This window comes from Flavobacterium tructae (assembly GCF_002217475.1).
In the GTDB taxonomy this organism is placed as follows: Bacteria; Bacteroidota; Bacteroidia; order Flavobacteriales; family Flavobacteriaceae; genus Flavobacterium; species Flavobacterium tructae.
Genome location: NZ_MUHH01000025.1, coordinates 50172 through 74938, shown reverse-complemented (window position 1 = coordinate 74938; position 24767 = coordinate 50172). Strand labels below are relative to the sequence as shown.

Here is a 24767-nt window from a genome sequence, read left to right as displayed (position 1 = left end):
AGTTTCAAGTTAGTCTTGCAACAACCTGAAACCTGAAACTTGAAACAAATTTTTAAGGTACCTCAATCTCGTTTACGATTTTGTTGATAATGTCTACAGAAGTAATGTTTTCGGCTTCAGCCTCATAAGTGATACCAACTCTGTGACGCAGAACATCGTGTACTACTGCACGAACATCTTCAGGAATTACATAACCACGACGTTTGATGAAAGCATAACATTTTGCTGCGTTAGCTAAATTGATACTTCCACGTGGTGATGCTCCAAAGCTGATAAGAGGTTTTAAGTCGGCAAGCTTGTATTTTTCCGGATAACGGGTAGCAAAGATGATATCTAAGATGTATTTTTCTATTTTTTCGTCCATGTAAACTTCACGAACAGCTTCTTGTGCACGCAAGATTTGCTCTACAGAAACTACAGGATTTACTTTTTCGTAACTTCCTTTTAAGTTTTGACGAATTACGAAACGCTCTTCGTCAATTTTTGGATAATCAATTACAGTTTTAAGCATAAAACGATCGACCTGCGCTTCAGGAAGCTGGTAAGTTCCTTCCTGCTCGACAGGGTTTTGGGTAGCAAGAACTAAAAACGGACGATCTAATTTGAAAGTGGTATCGCCAATGGTAACCTGCTTTTCCTGCATCGCCTCTAAAAGTGCCGATTGTACTTTTGCGGGAGCACGGTTGATCTCATCGGCAAGAACGAAATTAGCGAAAATTGGCCCTTTTTTAATGGAAAATTCGTTGGCTTTGATGTTGTAAATCATTGTTCCAATAACATCGGCAGGCAATAAGTCAGGAGTAAACTGAATACGGCTGAACGATCCCTGAACCGCTTGCGACAATGTATTTATCGCTAAAGTTTTGGCTAATCCCGGAACACCTTCAAGCAAAATGTGCCCTTGTCCTAAAAGTCCGATTAGTAAACGCTCGACCATATGTTTTTGGCCCACAATAACTTTGTTCATTTCCATTGTAAGAAGGTCTATAAAAGCACTTTCTCTTTCAATTTTGTCATTTATCGCTCTAATGTCTAAAGTCGTTGTATTTTCTTCCATATAAATATTTTTAAAACCTTGATTTTTATGCCTAACTTTTGAGAGTGCAAATTGAATATTTTTTGAGAAGTAAGATGTTAAAAAATGGTTAAAACTTCGACCAAAGACCTAATTTTAAGGACGAATTGGGAATCTATTTTTATATTTTTAAGAACTTTGGTGATTATGCTTCAGAAAAGCATATTTATTACCAAAAATAACGCAATAAAATCATGAGTAAAACAGCATTATCGCCTATTATTTCGGGCACTATGAATTGGGGTGTATGGGATAAAAACCTAACGCTTAAAGAAATGGAAAACATGATACAGATCTGTATCGAAAACAAAATTACTACTTTTGATCACGCAGATATTTACGGAGCTTATACTACTGAAGCGGATTTTGGAAAAGCATTTCAGGCCAGTAAAATTTCACGTGAAAAATTACAATTAATCACCAAATGCGGTATTCAGATGATTGCCGAAAGCCGTAAAAATACAATCAAACATTACGACTACTCTAAAGAATATATTGTGTGGTCTGTTGAAGAATCACTAAAGAAACTAAAGACAGATTATGTGGACGTTTTTTTACTGCACAGACCTAGTCCGTTGATGCAGACTGATGAAATTGCGGAAGCCGTTGAAAAGTTAAAATCAGAAGGGAAAATTATTGATTTCGGACTTTCGAATTTTACAAGTTCTCAAACCGAATTGATTCGTCAGAAAACCGAAGTGAGCTATAATCAGGTGCAATTTTCGGCAACGAATTTCGAACCGATGGTTGACGGAAGTTTCGATTATATGCAAACTCACGGGATTCGTCCTTTGTCATGGAATCCGCTTGGAACGGTTTTTAGAGAAGACACTAAAAAAACACGTCGTTTGAAAAAGCTTTTTTCGGATTTAGTGAAGAAATACGGATTTGGTTCGGATACCCTTTTACTGGCTTGGATTTTAAAACATCCTGCTAAGGTAATTCCGATTGCGGGAACTGTTAATATTGCCAGAATTCAGTCGTTGATGAAAGCAGTAGAATTGGAAATGGATAAAGAAGACTGGTTTGCGATCTGGACAGAAAGCATGGGCGACGATGTTGCTTAAGTTTTTAAGTGTTCCGTATTCAGATTTGAGTATTCAGGGAAAATGCTAAAAATATTTTGCCACAGATTAACGGATTAGAGATGATTGATTAATCTGTGGCAAAAAAATAAAAATATACAATGAAAAAAACAGTTTTAATTACTGGAGCCACAAGCGGAATTGGAAAAGCAACCGCACAAATACTGGCCAAAAACAATTTTAAAGTGATCCTTTGCGGAAGACGTATGGATCGCTTAAACGAACTTGAAAAAGAACTTTCTGAGTTTACAGCAGTACATTCTTTAGCATTTGATGTTCGGGACAAAAAAGATGTTCTTGAAAAAATTGCTTCTCTTCCTGCATCCTTTTCAGATATTGATATTTTGATTAATAATGCCGGAAATGCTCATGGTTTAGACCCGATTCAGACCGGTGATTTAGACGATTGGGATGCTATGATTGACATCAATGTAAAAGGACTTTTATACGTTTCAAAAGCGGTGATTCCGAAAATGACAGCCAAAAAATCAGGTCATATTATAAACATTGGTTCAACAGCCGCAAAAGAAGTATATCCGAACGGAAATGTGTATTGCGGAAGTAAACATGCCGTTGATGCGATTACAGCCGGAATGCGAATCGACTTAAATCCTTTCGGAATTAGAGTTGGAGGAATTCATCCCGGTATGGTGGCAACCGAATTTAGTGAAGTACGTTTTAAAGGAGATACTGAGAGAGCTTTAAATGTATACAAAGGTTTCGATCCGCTGCAAGCAGAAGATATTGCAGATATTATTCATTTTGTAGTTTCAAGACCGTATCACGTTAATATTGCTGATTTAGTGGTCATGAGTACGGCACAAGCCTCGTCGACAATTGTTAAGAGAGATTAAATTATTATTTATTTCTATTTTTTATTATTTAAAATATGGCAAATTACAGTTCTTTTGAAGAAATGGTGATTTATAAATTGGCAAGGGAACAAAGTAATCAAGTTTGGAATTTAATTTTGACAACAGCTTTAGGTCAGGATTTTAAGTTGAGAGAACAGATTAATGGGTCTTCAGGTTCAGTGATGGATAATATTGCGGAAGGTTTTGGTCGAGGGGGTAATAAAGAGTTTATTACTTTTTTAAGCTACTCCAGAGGATCATGTTGTGAAACAAAAGCTCAATTGCAAAGATGTTTTGATAGAAAGTATATTAATGAGATTACATTTTTAGAGTTAAATGCTAATGCACAAATTATAATTGATCAAATTTCTAAATTCATTAATTACTTAAAGGTTTCAGAAAAGAAAGGTTCAAAATACGATTGATTAATAGATTGAAATAATGAATAGTGAGCAATCTGAATAATAAATAATAGAAATAGAAAATAATCAATATTCACATGATCAACAAACGCCTTTTGATAAAAAACCTGCTCGCTCATAACGACGAGAGTAGTTTTTATGATAAGAAAAGGCAACTGAATCTGCATTCGCGGGAAGGAAAAGGGAAATTCCTGAAACATATCTGTGCCTTATCCAATTCAAACCCGACCAATAATTCTTATATCGTGGTGGGGGTGGAAGATCACGACAACGAAATCGTTGGGGATGATTTTTTTGATGATAGCCGAATTCAGAATCTCGTGAATGCCTTTTTAGAAAATCCGCCTAAAATTCAATACGAGAATGTACCGTTTCCCAATCTTCCAAAAGATAAAGTAATCGGATTGGTGACGATTAAACCCAAAAGTAAAATCTCTTATTTTAAAAAAGGAATTCATACCATTCTTGCCAATAGTGTTTTTATGCGGCGCGGAAGTAATTCTGTTCCTGTTGAAGGCGAGGTCGAAAAGAACTATCAAAATACAGAAACGGTCATCGGGATCGAAAACAGCTCAAGAAACAGTATTCAGTACACACTTGACGGGGTAATTGATTTTATGAATTTCAGACACAAAGACATGTCGCCTAAGTACCATGTTTTTAAAGAATTATTTGTGATCTGCTGGGCAGGAGTTCCTAAAAAATCCAGAGATAAAACATTCTTATCCCGCGTTGATATTGAGTTGATAAACGAACAGATTAAGCTTTTTTATTCTGCTCAGGATGTGGTTACGATTGTTTATGATGAAGATAGTTTTACCATAACAGAATATGTTCCGTTGGGGTTAAATGACAAGACCAGTTATTATCCGTTGGAGAAGCAAACCATTCATTTTTTTGACAACGGTTATTATAAAATTGAAAATGAAATGCTTTTTCAGCCCCCGGAATTCAATCGGAAAATGTTGTATCATATTTACAATTCAAATATCGCGCTACTCCAAAAACTTCAGAAAGGGATCGCTTTGTCAGAGCGTGAATTAAAAGATCTGGAAAATCTGCCTTCTACTTTTATGATCTGTCATCTGAATGGTTTTGAGGATGCCAAACAAAAATTGATTGATGCCAAACTGCTTTTAAAACCTTTTGGTAATATTTACCTGTCCTTTAAAGAGGCGCTTCGAGTTTTGCGTAAGATGAAATACGATGTTCAGGAAGGGGCTAAATAGAGGTTCTAAGTTGCTAATATTCTGAGATTCTAAGGTTTTTTAGGTTATGCGGCTTTGGATTAAAATTATTGGTACTTTAAATACTTGCTGACTTCATCGTACGGAAACAATAGCTCTTTAGGCCCGTCGGCATAAGAAGCGGCTTCGTAAGAGTTGTAATATAAGAGCAATCCTTCTTTCGTATAAAAAATGTTCTGTGGCAGGTGGAATTTATCATTTTCAAACATTAGACCAGTTGCATTGATATTTGATTTTTCAGGGATTTTATATTTTTTGCGGAATTCCTTTTCGGCATAAGCCATAAATTCTTTTTCGTTTTTAAAGATCTGATCGATGAAAATTGTTTTTCCGGTTTTGGAATGAAACAGTAAGGAGCGATATCCTTGATAACCGTGTGCACCTCCGGTAAAAGTATAGTGATCAATTTTGATATTGATAATCTCATCAGATTCAAATTCGACATTCCCTTTTACGGTTGCTTCCCATCCGAAAGTTTCTGTTGGGAATTTTTTGTGCATTTCTTCATAAGAAGCTATAAAAGAGGCTGCCAAAGATTTGTAGTCGTTAGCTTTTTTGGGATCTTCTTCAAAATAGACGATCTCTTTTATCACGGAGAAAACTTTTTTATTAATACTGTCGGCAACAACAGGAATATTTTTTGCAATAGGAACGTCGATCGTTATTTTCGGGCAGTCCTTTTCGCAGGGGATTGTAGATTCTTTTTCAAATGACTCATTTTCAAATGAAAGTTCTTTGCTGCAGCTTACAAACGTTAAAAGCAAAAAGAGTATAAAAGGATAATGTTTCATGTCAAAAAATGTTAATTATATACAAAGGTAAGAAGTTGTGTCAGGATTAAAATAAATTAAACGGTAAATTTGTAGCAGAATTAAGGATTTAAAATTTATAAACATATGAAATTCAATACTAAAGTAATACATGGGGGTCAGCATCATGATCCGGCTACAGGAGCGGTTATGCCTCCGGTGTATCAAACTTCAACTTTTATACAAACCAGTCCGGGTAAGCCTTTGGCGGATTATGAGTATAGTCGTGCTTCAAATCCAACACGTACAGCTTTAGAAAATGCTTTGGCTAGTATTGAAAATGGTACTCGTGGATTGGCTTTTTCATCAGGCTTAGCAGCAACAGATTGTATTTTGAGATCGTTTAAAGCCGGTGATGAGATTATCGCAATGGATGATTTGTATGGAGGAACTTACAGAATGTTCTCCAGAATATATAAAGATTCAGGAATTAAGTTTCACTTTGTGGATATGACAGATATCGAAAAACTGAAATCATTAATCAATGAAAATACGAAATTGATCTGGGTGGAGACGCCAACTAATCCGTTAATGAAATTAGCAGACATTCAGGAAGTAGCCAAAATTACGAAAGCCAACAATATTTTATTTGCTGTCGATAATACATTTGCTACTCCTTACTTGCAAAAACCTCTTGATTTGGGTGCTGATATCGTAATGCACTCTGCAACAAAATATTTAGGAGGACACTCAGATGTAATTGCGGGTGCTTTAATTGTCAAAGATGAAGCTTTAGGAGATCAGCTGCATTTTCAGCAATTTGCGACCGGAGCGACATTAGGGCCAATGGACAGCTTCCTGGTTTTAAGAGGCATCAAAACACTTTCGTTAAGAGTACAGAGACATTGTGAAAACGGAGAAAAAGTGGTTCAATATTTAAGTAAGCACCCTAAGATCGATACGGTTTATTATCCGGGCTTAGAAAGCCATCCTTTTCATGAAATTGCCAAAAAGCAAATGAAAGCTTTTGGAGGAATGGTATCTTTTACTTTTAAATCAGGGAAAAAAGAAGACTCAATTGCTTTTTTAGAGAAGCTGAAAGTTTTTACTTTGGCGGAGTCTTTAGGTGGAGTGGAATCTTTGGCCAATCATCCGGCTTTGATGACACACGCATCGATCCCGGCAGATAAAAGAGCTGAAGTGGGTATTACCGATGACTTAGTTCGATTGAGCGTTGGTATTGAAGATGCCGAAGACTTAATTGCCGACTTAGAGCAGGCTTTAGCATAAAAAAAGCATAAAAAAATCCCAAATTCCAATTTGTATTATTTTGGAATTTGGGATTTTTTATTTGGGATTTATAAAATTATAAGTATTGAATATATCCTATATTAAACCAAATCTGAGCGTCGTTTGATTTGTTTTCTTTGTAAATTTTCTTATTCGGATTTAGACCGTCTACCCAGTCGGAGCTAAAAGCCTGAAAACGACCTTCAAGCATTAAATCGCTCATTTCATTTAATTTATAATGAACACCTATTCCGGCAGTACCCGATAAAACAATACCATTTTCACTCGAAAAGCCATATTGTCGACCATCTGAAGGAGTCTGGTACTTAGGAAATGTAGCTTCGGGACTTCCCAACTTGCCAAGACTCGAACTAACTTCTGTAGTATAATAACTTACCAAGAAACCTAAACTGACATAAGGACTGAAAGCACCTACAGAATTTTCATAATAATGTATTTTCAGGGGAGAAAACTCCAGTTGGGATCCAAGACTTATTACAGTCGATTTTCCTTGCATGGCTTTGAGTTGTCTAACACCTAGTGTTTCAGGTTTTTTCTCGATCCATTTTCCAAAATGATTCAGTTTGGTACTATTGAATGAAAGTTCTGTTCTCACTTTGAAATGTTCCGAAAAGAATCGTTCTCTGTTACTGTTGGTGGAAAAATTGATAAAGTGAACCAATCCAACTCCAAATCCTGTATTTCCAAGATTAGTGTCCAGGTCGTTTCTTTCTCCAAAATCAGACTGAAAAGTTACAGGGCCGAATATTAAACCAACTTCGTGAGCCAGTCTTGATTGTGCGGTTGATACTGTTGAGATGCCCAGAAAGGCAAATAACGTGAGTATTATAGGTTTGAGCATAGGTTTGGGCTTTCAAATCCCGGCAAATATATAAAAAGAGGAGGAACTAAGAAGTATAAAGAGCTGTATTGATGAATATTTATTAAAAATATTAAAATATTAGATATATCGGTAGTAATTTACTTTAAAAAGCAAAACCTAAAATATCTTTTTTCTTGATTTAGTGGATAATGAATAAAAGTTTAAGAGAATCGTAAAAAAATATTCAATAAATGTCATTTTCGATTACCTTTGTCGTAAATAACGAAAACGTTTTCTTAAATGTTAATAATCTAATAATCATGTCACAAAGTATTACCGCTTTTATGGATTCGGTTAGTCAAAAAAACCCGAATGAATCAGAGTTTTTACAAGCAGTTTTAGAAGTTGCCGAAACGGTAATTCCTTTTATTGAAGAAAATAAAAAATACCAGAACAAAATGCTTTTAGAGCGTATGGTAGAGCCTGAACGTGTTATCTTGTTTAGAGTGAACTGGTTAAATGACAAAGGAGAAATCCAGGTTAATAAAGGATATCGTATCCAGATGAACTCAGCAATCGGACCTTACAAAGGTGGTTTGCGTTTTCATCCTTCTGTTAACTTAAGTATTTTGAAGTTTTTGGCTTTCGAGCAGACTTTCAAAAATAGTTTAACAACATTGCCAATGGGTGGTGGTAAAGGAGGATCTGATTTTGATCCAAAAGGAAAATCAGATAATGAAATCATGAAATTCTGTCAAAGTTTTATGACGGAACTTTCAAAACATATCGGAGCTGATACTGACGTTCCTGCCGGAGATATCGGAGTAGGTGGTAGAGAAGTAGGATATATGTTTGGTCAATACAAAAGATTAAGAAATGAATTCACCGGAGTTTTAACCGGGAAAGGAATTTCTTTCGGAGGATCATTAATTCGTCCTGAGGCTACAGGTTACGGAGCAGTTTATTTTGCTCAAAGTATGTTGGCAACTAAAGGAGATGACTTTGAAGGGAAAATTGTTGCTGTTTCAGGTTCTGGAAACGTAGCACAGTACGCAACTGAAAAAGCAACTCAATTAGGAGCAAAAGTAGTTACATTGTCAGATTCTGCAGGATATATTTATGATGCAGACGGAATCGATGCTGAAAAATTAGCTTTCGTAATGGAGCTGAAAAATGAGCTTAGAGGAAGAATTAGTGAGTATGTGGCGAAATATCCAAATGCAAAATATGTAGAAGGAAAACGTCCATGGGAAGTTAAATGTGATGTAGCATTACCATGTGCAACTCAAAACGAATTGAATGGTGATGAAGCTAAGGTTTTAGTGGCTAACGGTTGTATTGCTGTTGCAGAAGGAGCAAATATGCCATCTACACCAGAGGCAGTTACTGTTTTCCTTGATGCTAAAATTTTATTCGCTCCGGGAAAAGCTTCTAATGCTGGTGGTGTTGCAACTTCAGGTCTTGAAATGTCGCAAAACTCATTGCGTTTAAGCTGGTCTTCTGAAGAAGTTGACGAAAGATTAAAAGGAATCATGTTAGCAATTCATGCTTCATGTGTAAAATACGGTTCGGATAAATCAGGTTATGTTGACTACGTAAAAGGAGCTAACATTGCAGGATTTGTTAAAGTTGCCGATGCTATGCTTGCTCAGGGTGTAGTATAATTTTTTAGTTATAGTTTTTTAGTGCCTCCATTTGTCTTTTTTAAAGACAAATCGGAGGCATTTTTTATTTGCAGGAGAACAAAAATCAAATACTTTCGTTTGTAGTATATTTGTCTATCTGAATTTATCAAATAATGAAAAGAAAGTTTTTGTATGTTTTACTTTTGTTGGTAGTACAATTTTGTTTCTCTCAGAATAAATTGTCCTGGCAGGGGTATTTTTCGTTTAACGAGATAAAAGATATTTCGCAATCTTCAACAACTGTTTTTGTAGCTTCAGAGAATGCTCTTTTCTCTAAAAATACAGCTCTGAACACAGTTAAAATGACTACAACGGTCGATGGACTTTCCGGGCAGACCATTTCTGCTTCATACCATAGTGAAGAATTTAAGAAAACCATAATTGGATACGAAAACGGACTAATGATTGTGGTAAATGAAACCGATGGCAGTATATTAAAGGTCATTGATATCATAAATAAACAATTACCGTCCAACCTGAAAAGAATTAACCATTTTATGGAATATAAGGGAGTGGTTTATGTTTCGTGCGATTTCGGAATTGTACAGTTCAATTTAACTAGTCTGAAATTTGGAGATACTTATTTTATTGGAGATAATGGTGCCGAAGTTAGAGTAAGACAAACGGCTTATTTTAATGGATTCTTTTATGCTGCGACTTCAAACGGAATTAAAAAAGCCAACAGTACAAATGCTAATCTTATTGATTTTAACCAATGGAGTCTGGTAAACGGCGGTGACTGGAGCAGTATTGAATCGTTGGATTCAGAGCTGATTGCGATAAGTTCGGCAGGATTCATACACCGATACAACTCCAATTCATTTGTTGGGTTTTTACAGCTTCCAAAACCTTCAGTCGATATGCGTACTGTAAATCATAATCTAATAATCACGACGCCGGATGTTGTTTATGTGTATAACAATCAAATGGTATTGATGCGTCAGATTACCAATACACAGGTCTTGGATAATACGCTGAATTTTACCTGTTCTAGTGTTGTTGGAGATCAAATATATATAGGGACAAAAGAAAAGGGATTGTTTTCATCGACACTTTCAGGAACTTCCGCTTTTCAGGAGAATACACCATCAGGACCGGTTCGAAATAATATTTTTTCTTTAGATGTAAGTCCTAATGCGCTTTGGGCAGTGTATGGGGATTATGATACTTTTTACAATCCGTATGAGCTAGACAGTTATGGAGTGAGTAAGTATAGTACTTCGGGCTGGCTAAACATTCCTTACTCAGGGGTTTTTGGAGCGAAGTCAATGACAAGGGTAATTACGAACCCCAGTAATGAAAAACAGGTTTTTGTAAGTTCCTTCTTCTCCGGGTTATTGAAAATAGAAAACGATATCCCGGTCTTATTGTACAATGAAAAAAATAGCGGATTAGAATCGATTTCGTTCGCAGGTCCCAACTATATTGATGTTCGTATTAACGGAACTGTGTTTGATAAAACGGGAAATTTGTGGGTCACTAACAGTAGGATTAAGAACGGATTAAAAGTTTTGAAAACCGATGGAAAATGGCAAAGTTATGCGACAAGTGCAATTCTTAAAGATGCTGAAACAACCAATTATGCCGGGATAGTGGTCGATAGAAACAATACCAAATGGATCGCAACGAGTAATGACGGAGTAATTGCTTTTAACGAAAGTAACAATACTTTTAAAAAGATTACTTCCGGTGCTGATTTAGGGAATTTACCAATCGAAGATGTGAGAGCTGTGGCGCTTGATACAAAAAATCAACTTTGGATTGGTACCACAAAAGGACTGAGAGTTTTATCCAATGTTGGAGGTTTCCAGACCGAAAGCCAGCTAAAAGCGAATCCAATTATAATTATGGAAGACAATTTGGCTCAGGAGCTGCTTTATGAACAGTTTATCACATCGATTGCAGTAGACGGAGCAAATAATAAATGGATTGGTACAATTGATTCCGGGATTTTCATGGTATCGTCAAACGGTCAGGAAACAAAATATCATTTTACAATAAACAATTCGCCTTTGCCAAGTAATGTAATAAACGATGTCAAAATTAATAGTGCTACCGGTGAAGTCTTTATTGCGACCAACAAAGGAATGATTTCGTTTAAAGGAATTGCAACAGGAGCAAACGAAGATTTGAATAATGTTTACGTTTATCCAAATCCCGTGCGCCCTAACTATGCCGGAACAGTAAAAGTTGCCGGACTTATTGATAAAGCCAATATAAAAATTACAGACATCGAAGGTAATTTAGTTTACGAAACTACTTCATCAGGCGGAACAATCGAATGGGACACGACTGCTTTCGGAAAGTATAAAGTTGCTTCCGGCGTTTATATGGTTTTTATTTCAGCCGAAGACGGAAGTGAAACTAAAGTAAAAAAGATAATGATAATTAGGTAATTTGCTAATTGAGATAATTGGATTTTTAGATTGTTGGATCATTAGAAAGAATTAACATCTAAGCAGTCCAATAGTCTAAAAATCCAATAATCTAAGAAATCTAACATCTAAGAAGTCTAATAATCTAAAAATCTAATCTTGCTAGTCAAAACCAAAGCAATAGTAATCTCATCGTTAAAATTTCAGGAGAAAAGTCTGATCGTAAAGTGCTTTACACTTTCACACGGATTGAAATCTTATTTTGTACGTGATGCCTTTTTGAGTCGGAAAGCAAGTCAGAAAATTGCTTATTTTCAGCCATTGTCCGTTCTGGAAATTGAGGCGATGCATAAGAATAAAGGGACTTTAGAAACTTTTAAAGAGATTAAAACAGCAGTGCCTTTTCAAAGTATTCATACCGATCTTGTAAAAAGTACGATGGTTATGTTTTTGTCTGAAATGCTTCATTATTCCATTCAGGAAGAAGAAAAAAATGAAGCCTTTTTTGTGTTTTTAGAGACAGCACTGAGTTGGCTCGACCACCATGATGAAATTTCGAATTTTCATTTGATTCTGCTTTTGGAAGCTACAAAGTATTTTGGTTTTTATCCTGATGTTTCAGAAGTCGAATTTTCTTATTTTGAAATGATTGACGGCGTTTTTACTTTGTTTCATGGGGCGAATACTTTGACGGAACATGAAACAAATCTTTTTAAGAAACTGATAGATCTTAAATTCGAAAACGATCAGAAGGTTTTTCATGTAGCGGAAAGGCAAATTTTACTGAAAATCCTTATTGATTACTACAGTTTTCATTTGGAAGGATTTAAAAAACCAAAATCTTTAGAGGTTTTAAAGGAGATTTTTTCTTAATTTTTTAAAATCGGCAATCTTTTTTACGAGATCTATTAGAAATTTTCTATCCGGACGCTTTTTTTAAACATCTTTTATCTATATTCCTCAAAATTCCTTACTTTCGCACCTCGTTTAAGAAAAGTATAAAATGAGCACAAAATTTACTGAATACAAAGGACTTGACTTGCCAACAGTAGCGTCAGAAGTACTTGATTTTTGGAAGAAAGAAAATATATTTGAAAAGAGTGTAAGTACCCGTGAAGGTGCTGAGCCTTATGTGTTTTTTGAAGGTCCGCCTTCAGCAAACGGATTGCCGGGAATTCACCACGTGATGGCTCGCGCAATTAAAGATATTTTCTGTCGTTACAAAACTCAAAAAGGTTTTCAGGTAAAAAGAAAAGCCGGTTGGGATACTCACGGATTGCCTGTAGAATTAGGTACCGAAAAAGAACTTGGAATTACAAAAGAAGATATTGGTAAAACTATTTCTATTGAAGAATATAACGAAGCGTGTAAAAAAACCGTAATGCGTTATACCGATGTATGGAATGATTTGACCGAAAAAATGGGATATTGGGTAGATATGGAAGATCCGTATGTGACCTATAAGCCAAAATATATGGAATCGGTTTGGTGGCTTTTGAAGCAAATCTACGACAAAGGTTTGTTGTATAAAGGATACACAATTCAGCCTTACTCACCTAAAGCAGGAACAGGATTGTCTTCTCACGAAGTAAATCAGCCCGGAGCGTATCGTGATGTTACGGATACTACAATCGTAGCACAATTTAAAACGTTACCGGAAACATTACCTGCATTTTTGAAAGGTTTTGGAGATATTCACATTCTGGCCTGGACGACTACTCCATGGACATTACCATCGAATACCGCTTTGACAGTTGGACCAAAAATCGATTATGTTTTAGTAAAAACGTTCAATCAGTATACTTTTGAGCCAATCAATGTGATTTTAGCAAAAAACCTGGTAGGAAAACAATTCGGAAAAGGATTTTTTGCCAGTGAAGACGATGCTGATTTTGATAAAGTGAAAAACGGCGACAAACAGCTTCCGTATAAAATTGTAGCGGAAGCAAAAGGAGCTGATTTAGCAGAAATTCGTTATGAGCAATTATTGCCATACGTGTTGCCTTATCAGAATCCTGAAAATGCGTTCAGAGTAATCACAGGAGATTTTGTTACCACAGAAGATGGAACAGGAGTAGTGCATACGGCACCTACTTTTGGAGCTGATGATGCTAAAGTAGCAAAAGAAGCAAAACCGGAAGTGCCGCCAATGTTGGTTTTAGACGAAAATGGAACAGCAGTTCCTTTAGTAGATTTACAAGGGAAATTTACTGCTCATGTAGGTGATTTGGCAGGAAAATATGTGAAAAATGAATATTATGATGCAGGTCAGGCGCCAGAGCGTTCTGTAGATGTTGAAATTGCTATTCGATTAAAAGAAGAAAATAAAGCCTTTAAGGTTGAAAAATACGTACATAGTTATCCACACAGTTGGAGAACTGATGAGCCGCTATTATATTATCCGCTAGACTCATGGTTTATTAAAGTAACCGATGTCAAAGATAGAATGTTCGACCTGAACGAAACTATCAATTGGAAGCCTAAGTCTACTGGTGAAGGACGTTTTGGAAACTGGCTGAAAAATGCTAACGACTGGAACTTATCTCGTTCTAGATATTGGGGGATTCCGTTGCCAATTTGGAGAACAGAAGACAAGAAAGAAGAAGTTCTTATTGGTTCTGTTGAAGAATTGTATAATGCGATCGAAAAATCTATCGAAGCAGGTTTTCAAAAAGAAAACCCATTCAAAGGTTTCGAAATCGGAAATATGTCTGAATCAAATTATGATTTAGTTGACCTGCATAAAAATGTAGTTGACGGAATCACTTTGGTTTCAGCTTCAGGCCAGCCAATGAAACGTGAAAGCGATTTGATTGATGTTTGGTTTGATTCGGGAGCGATGCCTTATGCACAATGGCATTACCCTTTTGAGAATAAAGATAAAATCGATGAGAATAAAGATTTTCCTGCGAATTTCATCGCAGAGGGTGTTGATCAGACTCGTGGATGGTTTTATACACTGCATGCAATCGGGACTTTGGTTTTCGATAAAATTGCGTACAAAAATGTCGTTTCGAATGGTTTAGTTTTGGATAAAAACGGACAAAAAATGTCGAAACGTTTAGGAAATGCAACAGATCCTTTTGAAACAATTAAGGAGTACGGTCCTGATGCCACACGTTGGTACATGATCTCTAACGCAAATCCATGGGATAACTTAAAGTTTGATATTGAAGGAATTGCTGAGGTTCGCCGAAAGTTCTTCGGAACCCTGTATAATACATATTCATTCTTCTCGTTATATGCCAATATTGATGGGTTTAAATATGCAGAAGCTGAAATTCCGTTAAACGAAAGACCGGAAATCGATCAGTGGATCATGTCGGAATTACATACTTTGATAAAATTTGTTGACGAATGTTATGAAGATTATGAGCCTACGAAAGCAGCAAGGGCTATTTCTGACTTCGTTCAGGAAAACTTAAGTAACTGGTACGTTCGTTTGTGTCGTCGTCGTTTCTGGAAAGGAGAATACGCTCATGATAAAATTGCAGCCTATCAAACGCTTTACACTTGTTTATTAACGATAAGTAAGTTAAGTGCTCCGATCGCTCCTTTTTTCATGGATAAATTATACCGCGATTTAACAGGTTCGACGCAAACAGAGCAATTTGCCAGTGTTCACTTGGCAGAGTTCCCGAAATTTGTCGAAAACTTTGTTAATAAAACGTTAGAAAGCAAAATGCAGAAGGCGCAAACTATATCATCTTTGGTTTTGTCACTCCGTAAAAAGGAAATGATTAAAGTACGTCAACCTTTGCAAAAGGTAATGATTCCGGTACTTGACGAGAATCAGAGGGCCGAAATTGAAGCGATTTCTGAACTTGTAAAAGCAGAAGTTAACGTTAAAGAAATTGTGCTTTTAGACGACGATTCAGGTATTTTGGTGAAACAGATTAAACCTAATTTTAAAGCTCTTGGGCCACGTTTCGGCAAGGATATGGGGTTGATTTCCAAAGAGATACAGTCTTTTTCGGCAGATCAAATCAATCAATTGGACAAGCAGGGAGCATTGGATATTGTAATTGCAGGAAATACCGTAACTTTATCCTTAGAAGATGTCGAAATAACATCTCAGGATATTGAAGGCTGGCTGGTTGCAAATTCAAATGGAATTACGGTTGCACTTGATATCACAATTTCAGAAGAATTGAAAAACGAAGGAATCGCGAGAGAATTGGTAAACAGAGTTCAAAATATTCGTAAAGATTCAGGATTTGAGGTTACCGATAAAATTAAAGTTCAAATAAAAAGAAGTGGCCTTTTAGAAGAGGCAATTCTAAAAAATGAAGACTATATTAAGTCTGAGACATTGACTGATGATTTGGTTTTTGTTGACGCTTTGGAAAACGGCACAGAAATTGAATTTGATGACATTAAAACAATGATATTAATTTCAAAATAATATAAGATGATAGATGAAATTACAAGATACTCTGATGCTGATTTAGCAGAGTTCAAAGAAATAATTCAAAGCAAAATACAAAAAGCACAAGCTGATCTGGATTTAATAAAGAGTGCTTATATGAACGATTTGAATAACGGAACAGATGATACTTCTCCAACTTTTAAAGCATTTGAAGAAGGAAGCGAAACAATGTCTAAAGAAGCAAACTCACAGTTGGCGATCAGACAGGAAAAGTTTATACGCGATCTAAAAAACGCATTGTTCCGTGTTGAAAATAAAACCTATGGTATTTGTAAAGTAACAGGTAAATTAATCAGCAAAGAAAGGCTTAAAATCGTTCCTCATGCTACAATGAGTATCGAAGCTAAAAACTTGCAGAGATAATTTTCAATTTTAATACTCCATAAAATAGACGCTCCTTACCAGGGGCGTTTTTTTGTTTAATGTTTAAATGGTTTTGTTTAAGGAGTAACGGAATACTAAATAAAGAATTCAATTACAAAAGGACTAAATGTAGTGAAAAAATAGTGCTTGCTTTTTGTAGGAATTTTTTAGGCGATAGTTTTTGGGATTAAAACAAGTAAAAATAATTAGAACTGCCAGTTTGGAAGGCAGTTCTAATTAAAAAAGAAGGCCTGTAATTAAGCCAGATTTTTTTCCAGTTCTAATTTGTGTTTTCTTAAAACAGCTCTTGTCATTCCTAAATTTGCTTTAGTAGAGTCAGCGGCAAGATAGATCATGAATTTTTTGTTGGGAGAAATATCGATGATGTGAATTTGATTCGAAAGTGTAATCAAAATGTCTTCGATCTCCTGGTTTAAATTTAAAGCTTTTACTGCGCTTAATTTTGCTTTAACCACTTCCAGGTTGTACGCTGCTGCAAGTTCAGGATCAAATGCCGGGTCTGTTGTCAGGTTTCCAAAGCTTAATCCTGATTCGATTTCTGTTACAGCTACTGCAATAAAGCCGTTTACGTTAGTTTTCATTTCATTCAAAAAAACGTTTAAAAAGTCATTACTCATAGTTTTCGGGGTTTGGTGTTAATAGAAATATGTTATTTTAACAGTGAATTTTTGCTTAACTCAGCAGCAGTTTCCTCGGTCGATCGTAATAATAAACCCAGATTGCTTCCGTCTTTTGAAAATGTAATAATGAAATTTGTGCCGCTTATTTTGTTTCCGATAATAACTCCTTCGGCGGTTTTTAAAAAGAGTTGTTTTAAGGAACCTTTTTCAAGATCTAATAATAATTTGTCGCTCATCGATACTATGGCAGAGCTCATTGCGGCAATACTGTCTGCATAGTCTAAGTGAAGTGATGTGATTAGTTTTCCTTTTCCATTGATAATTAATGCTGCGGAAGATTTGGTATGAAGCAGAAAATCGTTTAGAGTAGTTGTGATTTCATTCATATTTGTAGGATTTAAGAAAGTTGTTAAATTCTTTTCGTTTTAATACCGTATAAAGGGTAAATATGATCTTTTAATCTAAACAAGTGTTAATTTTTATTAACAAATATAAATTAAATTATGTATCATTGTAATACCAAATCATGAATAATTTTATTTATTTAACATTAAAATCTTGTAAAATGGCTAAAGTGTTGAAATTTAAAGAGGTAAGCTCTGATGTGGAGCACAGAATGAAAGAATTTGAAAAGATTCGTATTCAGTTTAAGACGCAGGTCAAAAAAGCTGAGGCTAAAAATGCAGCAGCAGGAAAAGAAGGGAAAGGGCTCTTTAAGTCGATTTCAGAATTCTTCGCTGATCCTCCTAAAAAGTCAGCGCAGTCAAATGTTAGAAAATAGATTCTCCATATGGGTGATGAATTGATGTAATACCTGCTCGTTTGTCCTCAAAAACAATTAACGCTCCATTGGGAGCGTTTTTTTTGATTAAATTGTTATTTTTGCGCATCAAAATTTAATAAAATGTCATTACGAAAAGCGTATTTGCTTATATTCTTAGTTTTAATTGTTGATCAGCTTTCAAAAATCTATGTAAAAACAAACTTTGCTCTAGGGGATGAAGTGGTAGTTTTTGACTGGTTTAGAATTCATTTTATTGAAAATGAAGGAATGGCATGGGGAACTAAAATTCCCGGAGAATATGGTAAATTGATTTTGACCGTTTTCAGAATCTTTGCTGTATTTGGAATTGGATACTGGTTAGCCGATTCGGTTAAGAAGCGTTATTCTAATTATTTAATTGTTGCCATTGCTTTGATTTTTGCCGGAGCAGCCGGAAACATAATCGATTCAGTGTTCTACGGAGTTATTTTTGATGCCAGTCATGGTAATTTGGCGACACTTTTCTCGCCTGAACCTTATGGAACTTGGTTTCATGGTTTGGTTGTAGACATGTTTTATTTTCCGATCTGGAGAGGTACTTTGCCTGCCTGGTTTCCTTTATGGGGGGGTGAAGAGGTTTCTTTTTTTAATGCGATCTTTAATGTTGCCGATGTAGCAATTTCTACAGGAGTAGGTATATTACTGGTTTTTAATAAAAGAGCATTTCCTAAAACAGCATAATTTTTATAGAAAATTTAAAATATTCAAATTCCAAGTTCCAATAGCTGTATGTGTTAAATGCATCAGATATTGGAATTTGGAATTTTACATTATTGGGATTTAGAGCCTGTTTAAAATTAATGTGTTATTTTTACCCTACGAAAAACCAAACTTATGCAAAGTCCGTCTTTCTCTATCTATGATGCGTCTGCAGGCTCCGGAAAGACCTATACTTTGGTAAAAGAGTATCTTAAAATTATTCTTTCTTCTTCAAGGAACGATGCTTATCGCAACATTCTGGCAATTACATTCACCAATAAAGCAGTTCATGAAATGAAAAGCCGTATTGTTGGGAGTTTGTCTGAGTTTGCAAAAGAAGAGCCTTCTGCAAAAGCAATCGATTTGATGGAGGATTTGTCTCGGGATACCGGACTTTCGGTTATTAAAATTAAAACAAAATCTCAAAATATTATCAAGCACTTAATTCATAATTATGCTGCTTTTGATATTTCTACCATTGATAAATTTACACATAAAGTAATTCGTGCTTTTGCACATGATCTTAATCTGCCAATGACTTTTGAAGTCACTTTGGATACAGAGAATTTACTGGTTGAGGCGGTTGACGCTATAATTGCACAAGCCGGTCAGGACGAAACATTGACTAAGCTGTTGGTTGATTTCACGATGGAAAAAACCGACGACGATAAAAGTTGGGATGTTTCCAGGGAAATCTTAGAAACGGGTAGGCTGGTTCTGAATGAAAATAATCGGAATGAAATCTCTCATTTTCAGGATAAATCTATCGAAGAGTTTATTGAGATCAAGAAAAAAATGCTCGCTTTGTGCAAAGAACTCGAGTCTGAAAATGAAAATTTTGCGATTGAGGCACTTGCTTTAATCGAAAAAAACGGAATCGATTTGAAGTCATTTTCGCGTGGAACTTTTCCAAATCATTTAGAAAGTATTCGCGATGGGAAATTTAATCCCCGAAATAAAACTTTTCATGAATTCGATGATATTGCTATTAATAAAACGGCAAAAGACCGTGCGTTAATAGAAAATATAATTCCTGAACTGCTTCAGGTTCTGGTAAAAATCTATAAGAATTTCGAAAAAAGAGATTTCTATAAAGCCTTTTTGAAAAATATTACGCCACTTTCGCTGTTGAATACGGTTAGTAATGAATTGGCTAAAATTCAATCAGAGCAAAATGTACTGTCGATTTCTGAATTCAACGCCATTATTCACCGTGAAATTCAGAATCAGCCCGCGCCTTTTATTTATGAGCGTTTGGGAGAGAAGTACCGCCATTTTTTTATCGATGAATTTCAGGATACCTCTGAGATGCAGTGGCAGAATTTGATTCCACTAATTCATAATTCGCTTTCCGGAGAAGACGATTTTGGGAATAAAGGGACGCTGATGATAGTGGGAGATCCGAAACAGTCTATTTACCGATGGAGAGGGGGAAAAGCAGAACAGTTTATAGAATTAGGAAAAGAAGAAAATACTTTTTTTAACCACAAAAAAGAGGTTAAGCATTTAGATACAAATTACCGCAGTTATAGTGAGGTAATCGAATTCAATAACGATTTTTTTAAATTAATTTCGGCCGAATTTACCAATGAAGATTACAAAGATCTGTATGAAAATCATAGTTTTCAGAACATAAATTCAAAAAAGGGAGGGTATGTCAATATCTCTTTTCTTCCTGTAATCGAGAAGTCGGATTATGCAGACGAAGAAGAAGTGGTCGAGAAATCGGATCTGTATGTTTTAGCGACTTTAAATACTATTCAAAAAGTTGTTCGGGAAGGTTTTGAATACAAGGACATTGTAATCTTAACCCGAAAAAGAGATCAGGGAATTGCTATTGCAAACTATTTAACGGAGCAAAAGATCCCGCTTTTATCATCCGAGACCCTGATGATTCAAAATGCAACAGAGGTGCGTTTGATTGTTTATTTGCTGAAATATTTAAACAATAGTGCTGATTTAGAGTCGAAAGCCAATTTTCTTCATTTTTTGGGATCCAATAAAGAAGTTAAGATGCCGATTCATGATTTTATTGCCTTAGGGATGTCTCAAAAAAAGGAGGGTGATTTTGAAAAATGGCTTTTAACTTTTGATGTTTCACTTTCTTTTGAAGATGTACGTAAAAAATCCTTGTATGAGGCAGTTGAAATTATAATTGCAAAATTTATTCTTCCTGATGAAGGAAATGCATATGTTCAGTTCTTTTTAGATATCGTTTTAGAACGAGACATGAGAAATCAGGCAGGTATAGCTGATTTTTTAAGTTATTGGGATAAAAATGCAGAGAAATTTAGCATTCCGTCTCCTGAAGGAAATAATGCGGTTCGTATTATGACAATTCATAAATCAAAAGGATTAGAATTTCCGATCGTTATTATGCCATTTGCAGAAGAAGACTACAATCGAAAACCAAAGGATAAATTATGGCTCGACACTGAAGATGTTAATTTAGACGTTCCGAAAGCTTTGATCGATAATAGTAGCGCGGTTGAAGGTTTTGGTGAGAGTGCTTCAGCGGTTTTTAATTTGAAGAAACAAGAAGAACTGCTGGATAATATAAATGTTTTGTATGTGGCTTTGACACGTGCTGAGGAGCAATTGTATGTGATATCGCAAGGAATGAAAGAACGGAAAGATGGTGAATTGCCTAATAATATGGCTTCTTTTTTTATTCGGTATTTAATGCATAAAGGGATTTATGATACCGAAAGATCAGAGTATGAGTTTGGCAGTAAGATTAGGCTTTCGAGTTCTGTAAAATCAGTTGATTTGGTAAAGACAATTCCTGTTGTTTCGGAAGTTTTAGATCCGAAAAACATTAAGATTGCACAACGAGAGGCTTTAATGTGGGGAACGCATCAGCAGGAAGCAATCGCTTATGGTAATATAGTTCACGAAATTCTGGCTTTTGTTAAGGATCGGTCGGATGTGGATCTGGCCATTACAAAAGGAATTGAGAACGGATTGATTACAAATGATCAGGTCGAGATGGTTTCAAAGACACTTCAGGAAATTGTGAATCATCCGGAATTAAGTATTTGTTTCGATGGGAATGCAACTATTTTGAACGAACAGACAATTGTTCAGAAAGAAGGCCGGATTTTAAAACCCGATCGTATTGTTCTGACTTCAAATAAAGAAGCCTATTTGTTAGATTATAAAACAGGAGTGATAAATTCGAAGTATGCAAAGCAAATTCAGGAGTATCAGGAAGCTATAGAGGATCTGGGGTATAAAGTGTTAAAAAAAGCGTTGGTATACATCGGATCAGAAATCGATGTAGTAAATTTGTGAAAAAATTAATCAGATGTTAAAGGTTTGACTAGGTGTTTTCGTCTTAAGTTGTTAATTTTTAACGTTTTAAATAAATAGAAATGTACGGTAAAATAAAAGAACATTTGCAAAATGAGTTGCAAACAATTGAAGAAAACGGAATTTTCAAGAAAGAACGCATTATAACTTCAGCACAAGATGCTGAGATAACGATTTCCACAGGAGAAAAAGTTTTGAATTTTTGTGCCAACAATTATTTAGGACTTTCATCACATCCTGAAGTGGTACAAGCGGCAAAAGACGCAATGGATTCACATGGTTTTGGGATGTCGTCAGTACGTTTCATTTGCGGAACGCAGGATATTCATAAAACTTTAGAGAAGAAGATTGCAGATTTTTATGGTACAGAGGATACTATTCTTTATGCAGCAGCTTTTGATGCCAATGGTGGTGTTTTCGAACCTTTGTTAGGAGAAAATGATGCTATTATTTCAGACAGTCTGAACCATGCTTCTATTATTGATGGAGTTCGTTTGTGTAAAGCAGCGCGTTACCGTTATGAGAACAGTAATATGGAAGATTTGGAGCAGCAATTAATTAAGGCAAATGAAGCTGGTGCGCGTTTCAAATTAATTGTTACTGATGGAGTTTTCTCAATGGACGGCCTTGTGGCACCTCTTGATAAAATTTGTGACCTTGCAGATAAGTACGATGCTATGGTGATGGTGGATGAATGTCATGCTGCAGGATTTATCGGAGCGACCGGAAAAGGAACTCTCGAAGCAAAAGGAGTTATGGGAAGAGTTGATATTATTACCGGAACCCTTGGTAAAGCTTTAGGTGGGGCAATGGGAGGTTATACGACTGCAAAAAAAGAGATCATCGAATTGTTGCGTCAGCGTTCAAGACCGTATTTATTCTCAAACTCATTGGCGCCGGCTATCGTTGGGGCTTCAATTAAGGTGTTTGAATTGTTAGAAAAGGATACGACCTTAAGAGATAAATTAGAATGGAATACAAATTACTTTAAAGAAGGAATGAAAAAAGCCGGTTTTGATATCATTGATGGAGATTCGGCAATCGTTCCAGTCATGTTATATGATGCAAAATTGTCGCAGACTATGGCAAATGAATTGTTGAAACAAGGCATTTATGTAATCGGATTCTTCTTCCCTGTAGTACCTAAAGAAAAAGCGAGGATTAGAGTGCAATTATCGGCTGCGCATACAAAAGAGCACTTAGACAGGGCTATAGACGCTTTTACAGTTGTCGGACAAATGTTAAAAGTTATATAATTCCCACTTTGGTCGAATTTTTGTAGGTTTTTTTTAACATTTCATTTTGTATTTAAAAATTTTGGTGTTACTTTTGCTTGTAATTAACTAAATTGTAATTAAAAAAATTAAGTATGAAACATCTTAACAAACTTTTAGTTGCTGTGATGATGGTGATGGGTTTAAGTTCTCACGCACAAGACAGCAACAATCCATGGGCTATCTCTTTTGGAGTTAATGCCGTTGATACTAGAACAAGTTCTGGATCAGGAAGTGGTTTCTTCGATCAACACTTTTCTCAGCCATTCGCTGTAAAAGACAACTGGAATATTCTTCCTTCTCTATCTTACATTGGTGTAAATAGATATGTAGGTAGCGGTTTCTCTGTTGGTTTACAAGGATCTGTGAACAAGATTGATAAATATGTTACTTTTAACTCACCTGGTGTAGGGCATGATAGTAGAGGTAACTTAGTAACTAATCCTGGTGACTTGATGTATTACGGAATTGATGCTACTATTAAATATAGCTTCCAGGAATTAATCAAATCTAAAGTAATCGATCCTTCGTTATCTGTTGGTGGAGGTTATACTTTCTTCGGAGATAGCAGCTACGGAACTGTTAACCCAGGTGCTGGTCTTACTTTCTGGTTTACTGATGCTATTGGTCTTGAGCTTGCTACAAGATACAAATGGTCAGTTAGTGGTGACAGACAAGATAAAGCTGGTGCTCCAGATGCTCCATCTCACTTCCAACACACTGCAGGTCTAGTTTTCAAATTCGGAGGTAAAGATACTGACGGAGACGGAATCTACGATAAAGATGACGCTTGTCCAGATGTTGCTGGTTTAAAACAATTCAACGGATGTCCTGATACTGACGGAGACGGAATCGTTGACGCTTCTGACGCTTGTCCAGATGTATTTGGTTTAGCTGCATTAAACGGATGTCCTGATACTGACGGAGACGGAATTGCTGATAAAGATGATGCTTGTCCAGATGTTGCTGGTTTAGCTGCTTTAAAAGGTTGTCCTGATACTGACGGTGATGGTATCGCTGACAAAGATGACAAATGTCCTACAGTTGCTGGTCCTAGAGAAAATGGTGGTTGTCCTTTCTTAGACGCTGACAAAGACGGTGTAGCTGATAAAGATGACGATTGTCCTACAGTTGCTGGTCCTGCTTCTAACAGAGGTTGTCCTGAAGTAACTACTGAAGCTTTAGAAGATCTTAAAGTTCAAGCTAGAGCGGTTTACTTTAACTCAGGAAAAGCTACTTTCAAAACTGGTGACAAAGAAACTCCAGCTAGATTAGATGCTATTAAAGAAATCCTTAAAAACTATCCAAACGCGAAATTCTCTATCGAAGGACACACAGATAGTACAGGTTCTGCAAAAATCAACGACAAACTTTCTCAAGAAAGAGCTGACGCTGTGAAAAATGCATTAATCGAAAGAGGTGTAAATGCTGAGAACTTAGAGTCTAAAGGATTCGGATCTTCTCAACCAGTTGCAAGCAACAAAACTGCTGCAGGTAAAGCACAAAACAGAAGAACAGAAATTAAACACATTGGTTCTAAATACCAAGGTAAAATCTAATTTACTGTTTAAATAAATACTAAAAGCCATTCTTAATTGAATGGCTTTTTTTATTTTTATCA

General features: G+C 35.8%; 20 protein-coding genes. 15 read left to right on the top strand and 5 right to left on the bottom strand.

The window, feature by feature from the left end:
- Positions 1 to 52 precede the first annotated feature (52 nt).
- The gene (locus B0A80_RS12190) at positions 53 to 1057 is read right to left on the bottom strand and encodes an AAA family ATPase (RefSeq protein ID WP_070906412.1); all 1005 of its coding nucleotides are present in this window, start codon (positions 1055 to 1057) and stop codon (positions 53 to 55) included.
- Positions 1058 to 1269: 212 nt separating this feature from the next.
- Here B0A80_RS12190 and B0A80_RS12185 point away from each other — a divergent pair, with 212 nt between their 5' ends.
- From B0A80_RS12185 to B0A80_RS12170, 4 genes are all read left to right on the top strand, one after another.
- The gene (locus tag B0A80_RS12185; protein ID WP_089077443.1) at positions 1270 to 2142 is read left to right on the top strand and encodes an aldo/keto reductase; all 873 of its coding nucleotides are present in this window, start codon (positions 1270 to 1272) and stop codon (positions 2140 to 2142) included.
- 119 nt (positions 2143 to 2261) lie between these two features.
- Entirely contained in the window at positions 2262 to 3014 is a 753-nt protein-coding gene (locus B0A80_RS12180) for an SDR family NAD(P)-dependent oxidoreductase (protein WP_089077442.1), read from the top strand.
- Between the two features lie 35 nt (positions 3015 to 3049).
- On the top strand, positions 3050 to 3439 hold the full coding sequence (locus tag B0A80_RS12175) for a four helix bundle protein (protein ID WP_089077441.1): 390 nt from the start codon (positions 3050 to 3052) through the stop codon (positions 3437 to 3439).
- Positions 3440 to 3513: 74 nt separating this feature from the next.
- Positions 3514 to 4665, top strand: coding sequence for an ATP-binding protein (locus B0A80_RS12170; protein WP_017497461.1), 1152 nt, complete (start codon positions 3514 to 3516; stop codon positions 4663 to 4665).
- Positions 4666 to 4730: 65 nt separating this feature from the next.
- On the opposite strand, the gene B0A80_RS12165 is transcribed toward B0A80_RS12170, so the two are convergent.
- Positions 4731 to 5474 (bottom strand): DUF3298 and DUF4163 domain-containing protein, encoded by a 744-nt coding sequence (locus B0A80_RS12165; protein ID WP_017497462.1) that lies wholly within the window; start codon positions 5472 to 5474, stop codon positions 4731 to 4733.
- 105 nt (positions 5475 to 5579) lie between these two features.
- On the opposite strand from B0A80_RS12165, the gene B0A80_RS12160 reads away from it, so the two are divergent.
- Positions 5580 to 6722: a cystathionine gamma-synthase gene (locus B0A80_RS12160; protein ID WP_017497463.1), complete on the top strand. Its 1143-nt coding sequence runs from the start codon at positions 5580 to 5582 to the stop codon at positions 6720 to 6722.
- 76 nt (positions 6723 to 6798) lie between these two features.
- Here B0A80_RS12160 and B0A80_RS12155 read toward each other — a convergent pair whose 3' ends face one another.
- Positions 6799 to 7584, bottom strand: coding sequence for a THC0290_0291 family protein (locus B0A80_RS12155; protein ID WP_017497672.1), 786 nt, complete (start codon positions 7582 to 7584; stop codon positions 6799 to 6801).
- A gap of 281 nt (positions 7585 to 7865) precedes the next feature.
- On the opposite strand from B0A80_RS12155, the gene gdhA reads away from it, so the two are divergent.
- The 5 genes from gdhA (at position 7866) to B0A80_RS12130 (ending at position 16397) form a co-directional block, all read left to right on the top strand.
- Positions 7866 to 9209, top strand: coding sequence for an NADP-specific glutamate dehydrogenase (gene gdhA / locus B0A80_RS12150; RefSeq protein WP_070906416.1), 1344 nt, complete (start codon positions 7866 to 7868; stop codon positions 9207 to 9209).
- Between the two features lie 134 nt (positions 9210 to 9343).
- On the top strand, positions 9344 to 11626 hold the full coding sequence (gene porZ / locus B0A80_RS12145) for a type IX secretion system anionic LPS delivery protein PorZ (protein ID WP_089077440.1): 2283 nt from the start codon (positions 9344 to 9346) through the stop codon (positions 11624 to 11626).
- A 138-nt stretch (positions 11627 to 11764) separates the two neighbouring features.
- Entirely contained in the window at positions 11765 to 12478 is a 714-nt protein-coding gene (gene recO, locus B0A80_RS12140) for a DNA repair protein RecO (protein WP_089077439.1), read from the top strand.
- Positions 12479 to 12608: 130 nt separating this feature from the next.
- Entirely contained in the window at positions 12609 to 16010 is a 3402-nt protein-coding gene (ileS, locus tag B0A80_RS12135; RefSeq protein ID WP_089077438.1) for an isoleucine--tRNA ligase, read from the top strand.
- 6 nt (positions 16011 to 16016) lie between these two features.
- Positions 16017 to 16397, top strand: a complete 381-nt coding sequence (locus B0A80_RS12130) for a TraR/DksA family transcriptional regulator (RefSeq protein ID WP_017497677.1) — start codon at positions 16017 to 16019, stop codon at positions 16395 to 16397.
- 257 nt (positions 16398 to 16654) lie between these two features.
- On the opposite strand, the gene B0A80_RS12125 is transcribed toward B0A80_RS12130, so the two are convergent.
- Together B0A80_RS12125 and B0A80_RS12120 are read right to left on the bottom strand one after the other, a co-directional pair.
- Positions 16655 to 17035, bottom strand: a complete 381-nt coding sequence (locus tag B0A80_RS12125; protein ID WP_017497678.1) for a hypothetical protein — start codon at positions 17033 to 17035, stop codon at positions 16655 to 16657.
- 32 nt (positions 17036 to 17067) lie between these two features.
- Positions 17068 to 17424: a roadblock/LC7 domain-containing protein gene (locus tag B0A80_RS12120; RefSeq protein WP_017497679.1), complete on the bottom strand. Its 357-nt coding sequence runs from the start codon at positions 17422 to 17424 to the stop codon at positions 17068 to 17070.
- A 179-nt stretch (positions 17425 to 17603) separates the two neighbouring features.
- Here B0A80_RS12120 and B0A80_RS12115 point away from each other — a divergent pair, with 179 nt between their 5' ends.
- The 5 genes from B0A80_RS12115 (at position 17604) to B0A80_RS12095 (ending at position 24705) form a co-directional block, all read left to right on the top strand.
- Positions 17604 to 17819 carry a hypothetical protein gene (locus B0A80_RS12115; protein WP_089077437.1) on the top strand — a complete coding sequence of 72 codons (216 nt, stop codon included), beginning with the start codon at positions 17604 to 17606 and terminating at the stop codon, positions 17817 to 17819.
- Between the two features lie 123 nt (positions 17820 to 17942).
- Positions 17943 to 18542 (top strand): lipoprotein signal peptidase, encoded by a 600-nt coding sequence (locus B0A80_RS12110; RefSeq protein WP_070906420.1) that lies wholly within the window; start codon positions 17943 to 17945, stop codon positions 18540 to 18542.
- Between the two features lie 153 nt (positions 18543 to 18695).
- A complete protein-coding gene (locus B0A80_RS12105; RefSeq protein ID WP_089077436.1) occupies positions 18696 to 21854 on the top strand; it encodes a UvrD-helicase domain-containing protein in 3159 nt (1052 codons plus the stop codon).
- Positions 21855 to 21934: 80 nt separating this feature from the next.
- Positions 21935 to 23128 carry a glycine C-acetyltransferase gene (kbl, locus tag B0A80_RS12100; protein WP_017497683.1) on the top strand — a complete coding sequence of 398 codons (1194 nt, stop codon included), beginning with the start codon at positions 21935 to 21937 and terminating at the stop codon, positions 23126 to 23128.
- 113 nt (positions 23129 to 23241) lie between these two features.
- Entirely contained in the window at positions 23242 to 24705 is a 1464-nt protein-coding gene (locus B0A80_RS12095) for an OmpA family protein (protein WP_089077435.1), read from the top strand.
- Positions 24706 to 24767 lie beyond the last annotated feature (62 nt).